This is a genomic window from Streptomyces vulcanius (assembly GCF_042653945.1).
GTDB classification, from domain to species: domain Bacteria; phylum Actinomycetota; class Actinomycetes; order Streptomycetales; family Streptomycetaceae; genus Streptomyces; species Streptomyces mangrovi.
The window spans coordinates 15,294-31,323 of record NZ_JBHSFK010000021.1 but is presented as its reverse complement, the minus strand read 5'-3'; the positions used below and the strand labels follow the sequence as shown (position 1 = coordinate 31,323).

Below are 16,030 nucleotides of genomic sequence, written 5' to 3'. Positions count from 1 at the left end.
CATAACATCGGTTCTCGTGGGAGCTGTCATGACGACAACCACCTCCTCCCGGCATGCCGGCGCGGCCGCGCCCTCGCCCCATGCCACGGCCCGTGCGGGCGGACTGCATCCGCTCGGGGTGTTCATCCTGTTGGCGGGCGCGTTCCTGCCGATCATGGACTTCTTCATCACCAACGTCGCCCTGCCCAGCATCGACGCCTCCCTGCACGCGTCGGCGTCGTCGCTGGAGCTGGTCATCGCCGGGTACGGCGTCGCGTACGCCACCCTCCTCGTCCTCGGCGGCAGGCTGGGCGACCGCTACGGCCGCCGCCGCGTCTTCCTCGGCGCGCTCGTGGGCTTCGTCCTGGCGTCGCTGGCCTGCGGTGTCGCCCCGAGCGTGGGCGCGCTGATCGCCGCCCGCATCGTCCAGGGCGCGACCGCCGCCCTGCTGATCCCCCAGGTGCTGGCCACCTTCCACCAGGTCCTCGAAGGAGAACGCAGGTCCCGTGCGGTGGCCCTGTACGGGGCCACCTCAGGCATCGCCGCCGTGGTCGGGCAACTGGTGGGCGGCCTGCTGGTCAGCGCCGACATCGCCGGCACATCCTGGCGGCCGATCTTCCTGGTCAACGTGCCCATCGGTGTGGTCGTGCTGCTGGTGGCGGCCCGCATCGTGCCCGACACCCGCTCGCACCACCCGGTCGGCATCGATCTGCCCGGCACCGTGCTGTTCGCCGCGACCCTGACCGCCCTGCTGGTTCCGCTGACCGAGGGCCACTCCCTGGGCTGGCCGTGGTGGACCTGGCTGCTGCTCGCCGCCGCGGTCGTGCTCGGCGCCGCCACCTACGTCGTGGAGAAGCGCGCCGAGGAGCGCGGCGAGGTCCCGCTGCTGCCGCCGTCCCTGCTGCGCCTGCCGTCGATGTCGCGCGGCCTGGTTATGGTGTTCGCCTTCAGCATCGGCTTCGGCGCGTTCATGTTCGTCTTCGCCCTCACCGTCCAGAACGGCCTGCACGCCGACGCCCTGCACGGCGGCCTGGCGATCCTGCCGATGGCCCTGCTGTTCTTCGCCGGCTCGCTGGTCGCGCCGCGGCTCATCGGCCGATTCGGCAGGGCGGCGCTGTCCGCCGGCGCCGTCGTCCAACTCGCTGGGCTGGTCTCCCTGGTGGCGGTCCTGCTGGTGAAGTGGCCGCACGTCAGCCTGTGGGCCATGGCCGTACCGCTCGCCCTGGCCGGGGCCGGGCAGTCGATGCTGTTCGCCGGCCTGTTCCGCAGCGTGCTCGCCGACGTCCCCGCCCACCTGGGCGGCATCGGCAGCGGCGCGCTGATCACTCTGCAGCAGAGCGGACTCGCCCTCGGGGTGGCCACGCTCGGCACCCTCTACATCAGCCTCGCACCGCACGGCGTCTCGCACGCCTTCGCCGGAGTCGAGTACGTGCACATGGGCATCGTCGCCCTCCTCGCGATCGGTGCCGCAGCCCTGCCGCGCTTCACCGCCGCCGCGCCGGCCGCCACTGCGGTCGTCGACGCCTGAACCCGCCCCTTACGAAAGGGAGCAGTGATGAGTCTTCTCGACTTGTCGCGATGGCAGTTCGCCATCACCGTCATGTTCCACATGACGTTTCCGGCGATCACCGTCGGACTGTCGATCCTCCTGTCGGTCGTCTACGGCCTGTACTGGCGTACCAGCAGGCCGGTCTACCTGCAGATGTTCCGGTTCTGGCGGCGTATCTTCGCCGTCGGCTTCGCGATCGGCGTGGTCGCCGGGGCCGTCATCACGTTCCAGATGGGCCTCAACTGGGGTGTGTACGGCGCCAGGACAGGGCCGGTCATCGGACCGATCATCGGCATGGAGGTCGTGACGGCCTTCTTCGTCGAGGCCGGCTTCATCGGTGTCCTGCTCTACGGGGACGGCCGTGTTCGCAAGGGCACGATGTTCCTGTCCACCGTGATGGTGTCGGTGGGTACCGTCCTGTCGTCGACGTGGATCATCGCGGCGAACTCGTGGATGCAGACGCCCGCCGGTTTCAAGGTCGTCCACGGCCGGTTCGAGCCCACCGACTGGACACAGGTCATCCTCAACCCGTCGTTCATCTGGCGCTGGCCGCACATGCTGGCCGCCGTACTGATCTCGGCGAGCTTCTTCGTCGCCGGGATCTCGGCCTGGTACCTGGTCAAGGGGCGCGCGAAGGGTTTCGCCCGCCGCTCGATGTCGATCGCGCTCGGGATCGCCGCGCTGCTGATGCCCATTCAGCTCTACCTCGGTGACAGCGTGGCCGGGCATGAACTGCCCCACCAGCTCTCCAAGTTGGAGGCGATCGAGGGCAACTGGGACAACGGTGACACCGGCTTCGTCCTGTTCGCCGTCCCGGACCAGGAAGCCGCGCGGAACATCGCCGAGCTCGACATTCCCTGCCTCGGCAGCTACATCGCCAAGGACCTCAGCTGCAAGACTGCCATGCCCGGTCTGAAGCTCACCCCGGCGGCCGACCGGCCGGACATGGCCGCGACCTTCTGGGGCTTCCGCATCATGTTCCTGGCGGCCGTGCTGATGTTCGGCACGGCGTTCGCCGCCACCGTCCTGCGCATCCGCGACCGTCTGTGGACCGCGAGGCGATTCCACAGGTTCGTCCTCTGGACGACCCCGGCAGGGATCCTGGCCATCCTCGGGGGCTGGGTCACCGCCGAGGCGGGACGGCAACCGTGGATCGTGTTCGGGCAACTCCGCACCTCGGACGCCGTGTCCCACCTGGCACCAGGAGAAGTCCTGTTCTCGGTGATCGGCTTCTCCGCGCTCTACCTGATCATGCTGGTGGCCTACGTCGCCTACATCGTCCGCACCATGCGCATCGGCCCGGAACGCGACGACCCCCGACATGAACCTCCACCGCAGGACCTGCCGGATACCGGCCTCACCGAGGACGGCGCACCGCTGGAGCCTCCCGTACCGCTCGGCGCCCGGGAGGTGGCGGCGCGATGACCACGACCCTCTGGTCGGCGACCGTACTCGTCTGCCTTCTGATGTACGTCGTGCTGGACGGCTACGACCTCGGTGTCGGCGTGGCCACCCTCTTCGAACGCGATCCCGCGCACCGGCGGCACATGCTGGAGTCCGTCGCGGTGGGCTGGGACGGCAACGAGACCTGGCTCATCCTGCTCGGCGTCGCACTCTGGGCGGGCTTCCCCCTGGCCTTCGGCACGCTCCTGCCGCACGCCTACCTGCCGATGACGGTGATGCTGTTCTCCCTCGTCGTGCGCGGCGTGAGCGTCGAGATGGCGTCCCAGGCGCCGCCCGCTCCCCGCTGGACGACCGCCTTCGGCGTGGCGTCGCTGCTCGCCTCGTTCGCGCAGGGTTTCGCCCTGGGGACGCTGACCTCAGCGGTTCATCTGCGGGGCGACGTCTACACCGGGTCGGCCTTCGGGTCCTTCAGCTGGTTCTGCGTGCTGTCGGGCCTCACTGTCACGGCCGCGTACACCGCTCTCGGCTACGCCCATACGAAGCACAAGGCGGCCGGGCTCCTGAGGGAGTCGGCGGCACGGCGGGGTGCGGCCGCCACGGCGGTCGGGGGAGTGCTGCTGGTCGTGCTCCTCTTCGCCGTCGACGCCACCGCCGCACCGCTGAACCTCGACAGCCCGGGACGGGCCTTCGCGTTCGCGGGGCTGCTGCTGTTCGCCGCCGGGGGAGGAGTCACCTCTCTCGTCACGTTTCCGCGGCGGCGGGAGTCCGGTCCGGTGGACGTCCTGCCCCTCGGCGGACTCGTCGTCGCGACCGTGTCCGTGTTCCTCGCCCTGGCCGTGGCCCGCTACCCGGTGCTCGTGCCCCCGGACCTCACCGTCGACAGTACGGCCGGTCCCCACTCCACGATGGTCTTCATCCTCGTCGGCATCGGTCTGAACATGCCGCTGGTGCTGGCCTACAACGTGTTCGCCCACCGGGCCTTCGCCGGCAGGTTCCCCACCGAACTTCCGGGTGACGAACCTCCGGCAGCCCAAGGACCGCTTGTCACAGGAGCACGCTCATGACCACCCGGGACTCCGACCACGCGTCGTCGCCGCCCACGCCGTTCCGTGTCGTGCTGCGCCTGCTCGCCGCTGTCGTCTGGACGGTGCTGGGCATGCTCGCCTACTTCGTCTGCCAGGGGATGTTCGGCGGCTACCGGCAGATCCACTCGCAGCTGCTGACCACCCTGGGCATGATCGCCATCGCTCTGACCGGTGGCATCGCATGGATCATCGACGAGCGGCGCCCTCATGACGACGAATGAGACGAACGAGGGGTGCGAGCCGAGCGCCGTCGGAAAGCGGCCGGACGACGACGCATGGCTCACCGCGTGCGCCGCGCCGGGACGGCACTGGTTCGGTCTGTCGGCCACCCTCCAGACGCTGGGGACGCTGTTCACGATCACCCGCTGGGGCGCCCTTGCATGGACGGCCCAGGCAGTGATGGACCGGGCAACGACGCACGAGACGTGGGGCCTCGTGGCCTTCGCCGTCACGAGCGTGCCGGCCGTGGGCGCCGACCGGATGGCAGGCATACTCGCCGATCGGGGCGCGCGTGCCGTCGCCACCGGCCTGCGGCAGCAGTTGACGGGCGCTCTCCTGCCCACCGCAGGGCGGATCCCCACCGCAGGGCGGATCGGCGAGACCGGCCCGGCAGAGGCGGCGTGGGCCGTGGTCGATCTGGCCGACGACGTCGCCGACTTCCACGCGCAGGCCGCGCCCCTGCGCCGGTCGGCGCTCCTGTCCATGCTCGCCGTGTTGGCGGTCACGGCCGCGGTGCACTGGCCGGCCGCGATCGTTCTTGTCCTGACCACGGCGCTGCTGCCCCTGAACATGCGTCTGGCGGGGCTGTTCGCCCAGCACGGCGCGGACCGTCAACTGGCCGCGACCCGGCATCTGAACGCCGTCGTCCTCGACAGCTTCCGCGGCCTGCGGACGCTGCGCGAACTCGGTGCGGTCGGCCGACGCGGACGCACCCTGACCACGGCTGCCGAGCGGCTGAACAAGGCGACGATGAGCGTCCTGCGCCGCGCCTTCCTGTCCGGCGTGATCATGGACGTCGTCATCACGTTCTCCATCGCGGTGAACGCCACCTACATCGGCCTGTCGCTGCTCGGCTACGTGCAGGTGCCGCACGCCCCGAGGCTCACCCTGTTCACCGGACTGCTGGTGCTGCTCGTGTGTCCGATGTACTTCGCCCCGATGCGCGCCAGAGCCGCCGCCTTCCACCAGCGGGAGCGCGCCACGAACGCCGCCGGTGTCATCCGTGACATCGTCAAGGGCACCCCCGACGAGCCGATCCGGGCGGCCTACCCGCGGCCGACCGAGCCGGTCGGCGTGTCGCTGACGGCGGTCCGGCACCGCTACGACGGTGCCGACCAGGACACCGTCCAGGCCGACGCCGATTTCGCACCCGGCACGTGGACCGCGATCACCGGGGCCTCCGGCGCGGGGAAGAGCACCGTGCTGGCGCTGATCGCCGGCCTGCGCCGACCGACGGCCGGAACGGTCGGATGGCGCACCTCCTCCGGGTTGCAGGCACCGGTACTCGGCGGATGCGCCTGGGTCGGGCAGCGGACGGTGCTGCTCGACGCGACCGTTCGCGACAACATCCGCCTCGGCCGCCCGGAGGCCGGCGAGCGGCAGATACGGCGGGCCGTCGACGCCGCCGGGCTGAACACCGTGATCGAGCGGCTCCCCGACGGGCTGGACACCCGGCTCGGTGAGGGCGGTTGGGGTGTGTCGACCGGGGAAGCCCGCCGGATCGCCATTGCCCGCGCCTTTCTGCGCGGTGCCCGGCTCTGGCTGCTCGACGAGCCGACCGCCCACCTCGACGCGGACAGCGAACACGACGTCGTCGCGGCCCTGCGGCGGGCCACCGACGGCTGCACCGTCATCGTCGCCACCCATTCCGCCCCGCTCGCTGCCACGGCCGACACCGTGCTCGCGATCGACGACGGCCGCCTTCGCGACACGAGGCCGGTGAACGCGTGATGAGCGGCAGCCCCCGCCACACCCTCCGCCGTGACCGGCGGGCGCGTTCCCTTGCGACCGGAGGGCTGGTGCTCGCCGTCGTAGCCGAACTGTCCTCCGCCGGACTGCTCGGTCTGTCGGGCTGGTTCATCAGCACCTGCGCCGTCGCCGGCGCGGCCACCTTCAGCTCCTTCTCCTACATCGCCCCCAGCGGCGGTGTGCGTGCCTTCGCCGTGGCCCGCATCGCCGGCAACTACAGCAAGCGTCTGGTGCTGCACGCGGCCGCCCTGCGCCGGGTCGCCGCCGCGCGGGCCGATCTCTTCGACCGCGCCGCGGCCACCGACCGGGCACAGACGGACGGCCTGTGGTCGGGGGAACTGCTCGACCGCAGCATGGCCGATGCCGACACCGCCGGGATGGCGTTGATCGAGTGCACGACCCCCGTCGCCGTCACCGCCGCGCTGACCGTCGGCGCAGTCCTCGCCGTCGCCGCGTCCACGTCCGTCGTGCCGGCAGCCGTCCTCTCGGCCGGCGTCGTCATCATGGCGGTGATCGCCCACAGTAGGCCCGGCGTCGGCCGCGCGGTCGAGCAGAGCACCCGCAAGGCGCTGCGTGCCGAAGTCGTCACCGCCGTCGACGCATGGCCGGAGATGGCCTCGCTCGGGGCCGCCGAGCAGCTCGCCGCGCGTACGACGGAGAGGTTCACCCGACTCGACACCGAACGGGAAGCGGCCGGTCGGCGAAGGCGCCGGACCACGCTGACCGCCGACCTGGTCGGCACGGCCACACTGATCGCCACGGCGGCCACCGGCAGCGCACCGGATGCCCCCACGTTCGTGTTCGTCGCCCTGGTGTCTCTCGGTGTCCTGGCCCAGGCCGGGCAACTGGCGAACGCCGCCGAGGCCCGAGCCACCGCGAAGGCGGCCCACCGCAGGCTCACGACGAGCACACCGCCCACCCCGACCGAGGCCGGCGTTCCGGCGATACGGTCATGGTCCACCGGGCAGGGCATCGGCTTCGCCGACTACCTCCTTCCGCCGATGGCCCTCCGGCCGGGGCGCGTCCTCGGCGCCACCGTCGCCCGAGGCACGATGCTCGTCGTCACCGGCCGCTCCGGCAGTGGCAAGAGCACCCTGCTACGGGCTCTGGCCTCGTCGCTGCGGCAGGCTGCTGACGGCCACGACGGTCGGCCCGCCGTAGTGGCCGTCGCCGCCGACGACCACCTCTTCACCGGCACACTCGGCTCCAACTGGCGGCTCGCCGACGCCGACCTGACCGACGACGAGATCGACGAACGCCTCTCCGAACTGCGGCTGAGCGGCAGCGGACTGACGGCCGGAACCTCGGTGGGCCCCGGTGGGAGGCAGCTCTCCGGTGGTGAGCTCCGCCGGGTCTACCTGGGCCGGGCCCTGGCCCGCCACCCGCATGTACTCATCGTCGACGAACCGACCACTGGCCTGGACGACCGAACCGCCCGACACGTGCTCGGCATCCTCACGCATCTGCCCGACACCACCGTCGTCGTCGCACTGCACGACGTACCGGCGTGTCTCGAGCCGGCCGGACACGTGGCCCGGCTCCCGCTCGACCACAGGGGCCCGTGAATTCCGCACCTCCCAGGAGGCATCATGACCACGGCACCGTCCCGCGACGTGCTCACCGCCACCCATGGCGGACGGCCCCACGCGGCGCAGTCCGACCTGGAGCTCCAGGCCCGCTTCGAACCGGCCCTGACTTTTGTCGACCGGCTCCACTCGGCCGCCCTGCGGATGACCTGCCATCCTGCCGACGCCGAGGACCTCGTCCAGGAGACGTACGCCAGGGCCTACACCTCCTTCCACCAGTACCGCGAGGGCACGAACCTCAAGGCATGGCTCTACCGCATCCTCACCACCACCTTCCTCAACTCCCGTCGCAGCGGGCGGCGCCGCCCGCAGTACGACGGCCTGGCGGAGATCGAGGACTGGCAGCTGGCCCGCGCCGAGTCGCACACGTCGACGGGTTTGCGTACGGCCGAATCGGAGGCGCTCGACCATCTGCCCGACGCGGACGTGAGAGCGGCACTGCAGGCCATTCCCGAGGTCTTCCGGACAGTCGTGTACCTCTTCGACGTGGAGGGCTTCGCCGTTCGGGAGATCGCAGACATCATGCGGACCCCCGTCGGCACGGTGCTGTCGCGGCTGCACCGGGGGCGGGGGCAGTTGCGCTCGTTGCTGGGGGCATACGCCCGTGAGCACCGACTCGCCCCGGCGGGCCGGTCCCGGGACGGCGAGCGGAAACGACATGCCTAGTTATAGGCGCATAATGATGTTGAGGATATAGTTATGTGGTCATAGTCGCTTGGTGGTCCAGGGGCGGATGCCCTTCCCGACGCCCAGGACGCGGACCGAGAGGTCATCGCGCGGCGACTGTGCGAACGCTGCACCCAACCACACGAAAGATGCTCGAATCGAGGTTTGGGATGAATCAAGACACAGGACTCACCGGCGGTTCGACCCGGCGTCAACTGCTGCGAACCGCGGCCATCGGCGGGACGGCCGCCGCCGCGGCGTCACTCCTGCCCGCCGGAGCGTGGGCCGACACCCGAGCACGCGGCGGCTCCCCGTACGTGGAAGGGGTTGACGTCGTACCCGACGTCTCCCACGCCACCAGCGCCCTCGCGGCGCACATACGCGGGTACTTCCAGGCGAAGAGCGACCAGGACCTCACCTGGCAGTCGTCCTACTTCTCGCACCGGTCGACCACCTACATCGACGCGATCCTCGGGTGGCACTGGTACACCTGGCAGGATCTGCACGACGGCCTCGCGACGTTCTATCCCAAGTGGCCGAAGGACAGTAAGTCGTATCCGACGCGCATACTCGGCGACACGACGAGCGCGATCCTCTTCTTCACCGACACCCCCGGCATGTTCGGCCCCGGCCAGGTCCGCAACGCGGGCGCGGTCAACTTCGACCGCCGGGGCAGGATCGAGCGTTGGGTCGACTACTGGGACGCCAGGCAGTTCGGCGTGTCCAGCTGGCGGAAGGAACAGGAGCCGCCGAACCAGTGGCCGACCGACTTCCGGGAGTCCACGGTCGGAGAAACAGCCTCCCCGCTGATGCGCCGCGTCGCCTCAAGCCTCGCCGACGCCCTGCGCAAGGGTGACATCGCGTCCGCCATGGAGCTGTTCTCGTCCGACGCCGTCTTCGAAGACGTACCGGCCCACCTCCAGATCACCAGCAAGGCGAGCATCGGGACCTTTCTCACCAAGGCCGGCTCGATACTGCCGTACGTCGGCTCCGGCACGGCCGTACGGCATGTGCTCGGCAACGATGTGGGCGGAGGGTACGAGTGGACGGCCGCCCATGGCCCGGTACCCCGTGGCATCACGGGTATCGAACTCGACCCGTGGGGCAGGATCGAGCGGTTCACCGCCGTGTGGAACGGGGCCTACGCCGATGACTCCCTGCTGACCGAGCCGGCACAGAAGGCGATCGAGCGATGACCCGAGCGTCGAACGCGTGATGAGGATCCGGCCGGGCGGGCGCCGCCCCATGACCGCGCCCGCCCGGCCGGAAGCCGTTGTGCCTGGTAGGGCCCCGCTGTGAGCCCGGTATGGGGACGGCAAGTCCGGTACGCACGCGACCGGCCCCGGGGGAGGGCGCGGCGTACGGCCTGCCTGCGGAACACCGTCCGCAAGGAGAGCGACGGCGCCGGGACTGTGAGGCGTGCGTGCCGTGCATGACACGACCGGCCGGCTGCGATTTCCGGCCGGCCCCGACGCGGTCCTGCTCGCCCAGGCGAAGTGATCGAACAGCAGGCAGGCTGACGCCGTACCGATGAGCCACCGGCGTCCGTCGAGTGGCGACAGCGGATCGATCGGAGGGAGGCTGGAAGTGGGTCCCGCGTTCCCGACTGCGGTTTTCGAGGCGAGAAGGCCGCGATCGGGCGGGGTGACCGGCGGATGGGAGGAAGTCCATGAAGGTCGGAGTGTTGACCGGCGGCGGTGACTGTCCTGGCCTCAACGCCGTGATCCGCAGTGTCGTCCGCAAAGGCGTCAGTGCATACGGATTCGACTTCGTCGGCGTGCGGGACGGCTGGCGCGGATTGCTCCAGGGCGACGTCAGGCCGCTGGACATCTCCAGTGTGCGGGGGATTCTCCCCCGTGGCGGGACCATCCTCGGCTCCTCGCGCACCAACCCGTTCAAGCACGAGGACGGGCTGCGGCGCGTACAGGACACCCTCGCCAAGTACGAGGTGGACGCACTCGTCGTGATCGGCGGCGAGGACACGCTCGGTGTGGCCACCGAGCTGAGCCGCCAGGGGATCCACCTGGTGGGTGTGCCGAAGACGATCGACAACGACGTCTCCGGCACCGACTACACCTTCGGCTTCGACACCGCCGTCGGTATCGCGACCGAGGCCATCGACCGTCTCCACACGACCGCCGAGTCGCACATGCGCACCCTGGTGGTGGAGTTGATGGGACGGCACTCCGGCTGGATCGCCCTGCACGCCGGCATCGCGGGTGGCGCCAACGTGATCCTCATCCCGGAGCGACCGTTCGACATCGACCAGGTCTGTGCGCAGGTGAAGAGCCGGTTCATGATCAACTACGCGCCGATCGTCGTCGTGGCCGAGGGAGCCGTCCCTCGAGAGGGGCAGATGATCCTCAAGGACCAGTCCGTCGACGAGTTCGAGCATGTGCGGCTGTCCGGCGTCGGTGAATGGCTCGCCCGGGAGATCTCGGAACGTACGGGCAAGGACGCCCGCACCACGGTGCTGGGCCACATCCAGCGCGGCGGCACCCCGAGCGCCTTCGACCGGTGGCTGGCCACCCGCTTCGGGCTGCACGCCATCGACGCCGTCAAGGACGGTGACTTCGGCGTCATGGTCGCCCTGCAGGGCACCCGGATCGTCCGCCTCCCCCTCACCGATGTGACGGCAGCAACCAAGATGGTCGATCCCTCCCTGTACGACGAGTTCGAGGTGTTCTTCGGATGACCGGCCCGGTGCTCACCCGGATATGCCGACGCTGGTGACGACATCGGCTGGACCGTGCCGGTGGACTCCACCGTCTGCCGAAGGTTCAGATTGCCGGCGACAGCCACGCACGACCTCTCGCCCTCCACGTGACCGTAGGTCATGCGAAGTCGAGCTCCTCCACGTCCACCTGCCCGCGTACTGAAAACGCCCGCCACCGGCCCCGGCCCGCACCACCCCCGAGCAGGAGCCCGCCCGATGAAGCGTCTCCTCCGCCGCTGCGGCCGCGCGCCCGGCGTCCTCACCACCGAGGACCAACCCGCCGTCGACGCATTCCGCGCGATGCTCGCCGTCCTGCGCGGCCCGGAGCCCGGACCCCGGGCCGCTGCCAGGACGTCGCCGTTCGGGCCGGCCCGTTCGCTGAGCGTGCCCACACCCGGCCGGGTGACGACCACGGGCCCGACCTCATCGCCGTCGCTTTGCACACCCCGGCGGCTCGTACGCGCCCCAGCGCCCGCTACCGGGCGGCTGGGCCGGCCGCGCTGCGAGACGGCCACGATCCCCGGTGCACGGTCCGGCCTACGCGCCGCTCACCCACACCGCGGCCGGATTGCATCTCCCCGACGACGTTGGCATGCCCCGGCGAGCTACGGCGTCCACGTCGAAGCACGCCGCAGCGACGGCCCCGGATGCATGCTGCTCCGCCTGGCCCCTACAACCAGACCTGGCTCGCCGACCACGACGCCGACCGCCTCAACACCGAGCCGGCGGGCAAGGCGGCCACCGTCGTCCCCTGCCTCACGGTCACCCCGAAAGGCGCGCCCCTTCGACGTCGCCGACCACGAGAGCTACGACGACCCGTACGGGATCGACACCGCCGTGCTCCTGGCAGCCGCCGCTGTAGTGCTAGACGAACTGATTGCCGTCCGCGCGGAGCTGCCTGCGCAGGATCTTGCCGTTCCCGTTCCGGGGCAACGCGTCCAACCACACGACGTCGTGCGGGACCTTGTACCAGGACAGACGGGACTGGGCGAGATCGACCAGCTCGGCAGCCAGGGCATCGGAGTCGATGCTGTCACCCGACCCGGTTTCGGGGACAGCCACCACATACGCGCGCAGACTCGTGTCCCCGGCCCGACGCCGCACGGCGCTGACCGCCGCTTCCAGCACGCGCGGGTGGCTCTCGAGGAGCCGCTCGACCTCTCCCGGCACCACGTTCTGCCCGCCGATCACCTCGACGTCGTCGAGCCGGCCGTGCACGTGCACGACTGCGTCCTCGTCAATCGACGCCAAATCCCCAGTCGGCCACCAGGTGTCGGTCACCTGATGGGGAACCGGGCTGCTCCCCCTGGGAACGCCACGGGCGACGAAGGGCACGCGTATGTGCAACTCACCCCGCTTTCCCTCGCCCAGCGTGTGCCCGTCAGCGTCGACAATGCGCACCGGCCTGTCCGGGAACGCTCGCCCGACTGCCGAGGGCAGGCCGTACGCGGCCGGCTGGCCGAAAGCGATGCCGCCGAGCTCGGTCGAGCCGTAAGCGTTGACCAGTCGCTCCCCAAGGATCGGCACCAACTGCTCGCGCAGCCGCGCCGAGAGCACCTCCCCGGCGCACGTCACCCGCCGAAGCCGGCCGAGCACCTCGGAGCAACCGGGCTCGAGCAGCAGCCGCGCCAGGAAGCTCGGCTGCGCGAACAGGGTCGTGACCTGGTGACGGCGCATGAGCTCGATCGCCGCGGCCGGGGTCGCACGCGGACGCGAGAGCACGGCGGTCTGCCCGGTTTCGAGCGTGGTGAACAGCGAGACGCTCAGCCCGCCCCGGAAATACATCCGCGACACCGACAGCCCGACAGCCCCGGGCCCGGCGTCCCGGTACGAGCCGCGCTCGCCGATGAAGTTGCTGTGCAGGAAGAAGCACAGCTTCGGCGTGCCCGTGGTACCGGATGTGAAGTGGGCGAGTGCCGGAGCCTCCCCACCATCGGCGAATCGGGTGTCCGGCTCTCCCGCGATCAGCGGTTCGAACCCGGTGGTCGGCGCCAGCCCGGCGGTGTCGAGCCATCCGGCAGTGTCCGGGTCGACGACTGCCAGCGCCGGCTCCGCCGTGGTCACGTCCCGCGTCAGGTCCTCCCGACTCATCTGGACGTTGACCGGCACCGCGACGAGACCAGCCTGCCAGGCCCCGAGTAAGCACCAGACCATCTCCATGCTGTCGGGCAGGGCGAGCAGGACCCGGTCGCCACGGTGTAACCCCGCAGCCCGGTATACGCCCGCGACCCGTGCCGCACCGTCGAAGACTTGGTTGAACGTCCAGTCGCGGTCGTCAACCAGGAAGGCAACTCGGTCGCTCCACCCCTGGTCACGGACATGCTCAGCGAGGTGCTGCGTCACGTTTTCGGACATACCTACGGACATCTCCTTTGTAAGATCTCTTCCGCATTGCTGTCGCTCACGGCCGCGCGCCAGCTGTCAGCACGTGAGGACCGGTAGCACCCTAACGACGCGTTGCAGCCACCGAGCCGGGGGGTCGGGCTGCTCCCGGGTGACGGTGCGTGTGCATGCTCGCCATGGCTTTCCTCGTTCAACGAGGTCTGCGAGCACGGCGGGACGCGATACCTACGGGTCCTCTCCAAGGTGGACCAGGTGCCCAGCCGCCTCGATCAGTCTTCATCAAGGAGGCCGGCAGTACCGCGCGGCCGACCAACCAGGGTCAGGCTTCCGGAGACCCATCCGGGGCTACTGGCCCGCTGCGTCACCGCCTTGGCATCCGGCATCGCCGTGCAAGCCGCGAGCGGTGTCGGCCGCGATGAACGCTATTGAGCGCGGGCCTTGGCTGTCCTGCGGCCGCGGCCCCGTTCAGGGGCACCTCAGCGAGGAGCACCGGTACCGGACGCGCTCGGAGTGCTCGCCGCTGACGCCGTCCACGTACTCGGAGGCCCCGACGACTCGCCCGGCGGCGTAGTGCGGGGTTGCCCGGGTTCGCCGCCCGGCAGGGGGCTGCTCACCCCGGCAGTGGCGGATCTCCGGCTCGTGTACGGGGTGTTGACGGAGACGGACCGGCTTCTCGAGCCGCTCGAAACCGCCGGAGCGGATGAGGCTGGCACGCGAACGCGCCGACATGCTGGCGCTGCTCACGGACGTGGATGCCGTTCTGGGGCCCGCCGCGCTCGGTCCCGCCCCGAGGGGCCTGCCGTTGGGCCTGCAACTCGTCGGGCATCCCGAGCGCCTGGAGCGACTGACTTTTCGCGCTCGGCCACGCCGTCGAACAGGCCCCGCGAGCAAGGCAGTAGAGCTGAGTCGCGGTGCCTGCCCGCTGCTGTCTTGTTGGCCAGTAGTACGCAGCCGGCCAGCCACGACCAGACGACGGAACGCAGGATGCCTGCGCGGCGGCCATGGGGTGTGCAGCCCTCGCCGTGTTCCCGGCCCCTACTCACTTCTGCTCCTCCTCGCGATCACCGCGGGCATGGTGCGAGACAACGTCACCCCTCTCCAGGTCACAGCCATCACCGGTTGATGGGGCGCCGGTCGCGATGAGCGTCTCTCCAGCATCCTCCCCGCCTCCGTCACCATCGTCGGCGCGTCCGCTCCTGCGTCGGGCCCGGTACGACCTGGTTCGGCTCCGCCAACAGGATCCAGGGCGCCCACTGCACCGGTCGTACCTGCTGACAGCGGTCACATGACCGGGGGCCGCGCCCGGGACGACGGTGAGTCCGGGGCGACGGCAGACATGAGGCGTGCTACGCAGGCGAATTGCCGGCTTTCAAGCCAGTGGCGGCTGGCAGGCGTGCCGGGGTGGTGCGGCCCCAGCCCCGCGGGGCTCGGCCGGCGGCAACCGCCCAGGTCTTGTCGGCTGCCCTGCCTGGATGACATACCGGTCGCCACCGTGCCCGCAGCAGGTGCTCACAGTGGCTTTTCCCCGGTAGTCGGCCAGGACAGCCGATGCACCAGGTCAGCCTCCAAGCCCATGCGCGTGAGACCGGCGTCCCTACGCAGCCCGGCTGGACCTCCGCGATCCGCCAGCTCGTCCTCCAAGCCCCAGCCCCCGTCATTGCGAAGGCACTCGGCTCTCACGACAAGACCGCCTCCCACCTGGTCACCAAAGCTGGCGGAATACTCATGCTGATCTCGGGCGGGAGTCTGCGGTCTTGATCATCCGTCATGTCATCGGTCGAGGCTGTCACATGTGGGTCATTGAACCCAACCCAACCCAGCCAGCCGGGTGGTCAATGTCAAACAGCCGCTCGCGGCGGCGCGGCCCGAAGGGCACATCAGCCCCCAGCGTCATCTCCCGGTGCGGTACGCTCTCGCGGCCCACGGCCGGCGACGGTGTCCGCGAGGGGCGCAGCCAGATCTCCGTTGTATGTAGTGTGCGGACATGACAAGAAGTGAGCGAATCGCGGACCAGTTGGACTGGTACTGGAGCAAGAACCTGCGGCCACGGCTGGAGGGTCTTGCCGATGAGGAGTACTTCTGGGAGCCGGTGCGTGGCTGCTGGAGCATTCGCCCACGTGGCACGTCGGCCGCACCGATGCCGGCAGGTTCGGGGGAATGGACGATGGACTCCGCGTCCCCTGACCCGGTGCCGGCGCCGGTGACCACGATTGCCTGGCGGCTGGCGCACATCATCGTCTCCTGCCTGGGCTATCGGGTCGGATGGCACTTCGGCGGCCAGGACGTCGACTCCCAGACATTCGCCTACGCGGGGACCGCTGACGAGGCGCTAAAACAGCTCGATGAGATGTATGGGAGATGGAACGCGGGGGTCCGCGAGCTCTCGGACGCCGACCTGGAGAATCCGCCCGCGGTGGGTCCCGAGCGGTTTCCCATGGAGGGCATCGTCCTGCACGTCAACAGGGAGCTGATCCATCACGGCGCCGAGATTTCCCTGCTGCGCGACCTCTACCGCTGGCAGGACGCAGCCGTACCGCGCCGAGTATGACTTTGCGGTAACCGGCGATCGAGCTTCGGAAACCTACGTGGACTCGGTGACGCTCCGTGGCTGCGAGCTTCAGTGGGAATAATCTCCGCCCCCAGGGACGTGGTGGCTTCTCGGGTGCCGCGCCCCCAGGGCCGTTTGTCCAGGCGGCCCGGGCGTGGTTGCGCAGCGTCTCCGGGTTGGCTCCCG

11 protein-coding genes and 2 pseudogenes are annotated in these 16,030 nt (G+C 70.1%); 12 read left to right on the top strand and 1 reads right to left on the bottom strand.

Going from position 1 to position 16,030, the window contains the following annotated elements:
- Positions 1-28 precede the first annotated feature (28 nt).
- From ACFPIH_RS29245 to ACFPIH_RS29200, 10 genes and pseudogenes are all read left to right on the top strand, one after another.
- Positions 29-1,507, top strand: a complete 1,479-nt coding sequence (locus ACFPIH_RS29245) for an MFS transporter (protein WP_381178858.1) — start codon at positions 29-31, stop codon at positions 1,505-1,507.
- A gap of 27 nt (positions 1,508-1,534) precedes the next feature.
- A complete protein-coding gene (locus tag ACFPIH_RS29240) occupies positions 1,535-2,953 on the top strand; it encodes a cytochrome ubiquinol oxidase subunit I (RefSeq protein ID WP_381178861.1) in 1,419 nt (472 codons plus the stop codon).
- Positions 2,950-3,996: a cytochrome d ubiquinol oxidase subunit II gene (locus tag ACFPIH_RS29235; protein WP_381178864.1), complete on the top strand. Its 1,047-nt coding sequence runs from the start codon at positions 2,950-2,952 to the stop codon at positions 3,994-3,996. The genes ACFPIH_RS29240 and ACFPIH_RS29235 overlap by 4 nt, the downstream gene beginning before the upstream one ends.
- Entirely contained in the window at positions 3,993-4,238 is a 246-nt protein-coding gene (locus ACFPIH_RS29230; protein ID WP_381178867.1) for a hypothetical protein, read from the top strand. The genes ACFPIH_RS29235 and ACFPIH_RS29230 overlap by 4 nt, the downstream gene beginning before the upstream one ends.
- Positions 4,225-5,967, top strand: coding sequence for an ABC transporter ATP-binding protein/permease (locus ACFPIH_RS29225; protein WP_381178870.1), 1,743 nt, complete (start codon positions 4,225-4,227; stop codon positions 5,965-5,967). The genes ACFPIH_RS29230 and ACFPIH_RS29225 overlap by 14 nt, the downstream gene beginning before the upstream one ends.
- A complete protein-coding gene (locus ACFPIH_RS29220; RefSeq protein WP_381178873.1) occupies positions 5,967-7,550 on the top strand; it encodes an ATP-binding cassette domain-containing protein in 1,584 nt (527 codons plus the stop codon). The genes ACFPIH_RS29225 and ACFPIH_RS29220 overlap by 1 nt, the downstream gene beginning before the upstream one ends.
- 24 nt (positions 7,551-7,574) lie before the next feature.
- Positions 7,575-8,237 (top strand): sigma-70 family RNA polymerase sigma factor, encoded by a 663-nt coding sequence (locus ACFPIH_RS29215; RefSeq protein WP_381178876.1) that lies wholly within the window; start codon positions 7,575-7,577, stop codon positions 8,235-8,237.
- A 170-nt stretch (positions 8,238-8,407) separates the two neighbouring features.
- Complete coding sequence (locus ACFPIH_RS29210) at positions 8,408-9,433, top strand: nuclear transport factor 2-like protein (protein WP_381178879.1); 1,026 nt, start codon at positions 8,408-8,410, stop codon at positions 9,431-9,433.
- Positions 9,434-9,659: 226 nt separating this feature from the next.
- Positions 9,660-9,737, top strand: a pseudogene (locus ACFPIH_RS29205) (short-chain dehydrogenase/reductase); the annotation flags it as partial.
- Between the two features lie 169 nt (positions 9,738-9,906).
- Positions 9,907-10,932, top strand: coding sequence for a 6-phosphofructokinase (locus ACFPIH_RS29200; RefSeq protein ID WP_381178882.1), 1,026 nt, complete (start codon positions 9,907-9,909; stop codon positions 10,930-10,932).
- Between the two features lie 885 nt (positions 10,933-11,817).
- Here ACFPIH_RS29200 and ACFPIH_RS29195 read toward each other — a convergent pair.
- Positions 11,818-13,308 carry a class I adenylate-forming enzyme family protein gene (locus tag ACFPIH_RS29195; protein ID WP_381178885.1) on the bottom strand — a complete coding sequence of 497 codons (1,491 nt, stop codon included), beginning with the start codon at positions 13,306-13,308 and terminating at the stop codon, positions 11,818-11,820.
- Positions 13,309-14,490: 1,182 nt separating this feature from the next.
- On the opposite strand from ACFPIH_RS29195, the pseudogene ACFPIH_RS29190 reads away from it, so the two are divergent.
- Together ACFPIH_RS29190 and ACFPIH_RS29185 are read left to right on the top strand one after the other, a co-directional pair.
- Positions 14,491-14,571 (top strand): annotated as a pseudogene (locus tag ACFPIH_RS29190) (DUF6355 family natural product biosynthesis protein); the annotation flags it as partial.
- A 709-nt stretch (positions 14,572-15,280) separates the two neighbouring features.
- Complete coding sequence (locus tag ACFPIH_RS29185; protein WP_381178888.1) at positions 15,281-15,844, top strand: DinB family protein; 564 nt, start codon at positions 15,281-15,283, stop codon at positions 15,842-15,844.
- Positions 15,845-16,030: the final 186 nt, after the last annotated feature.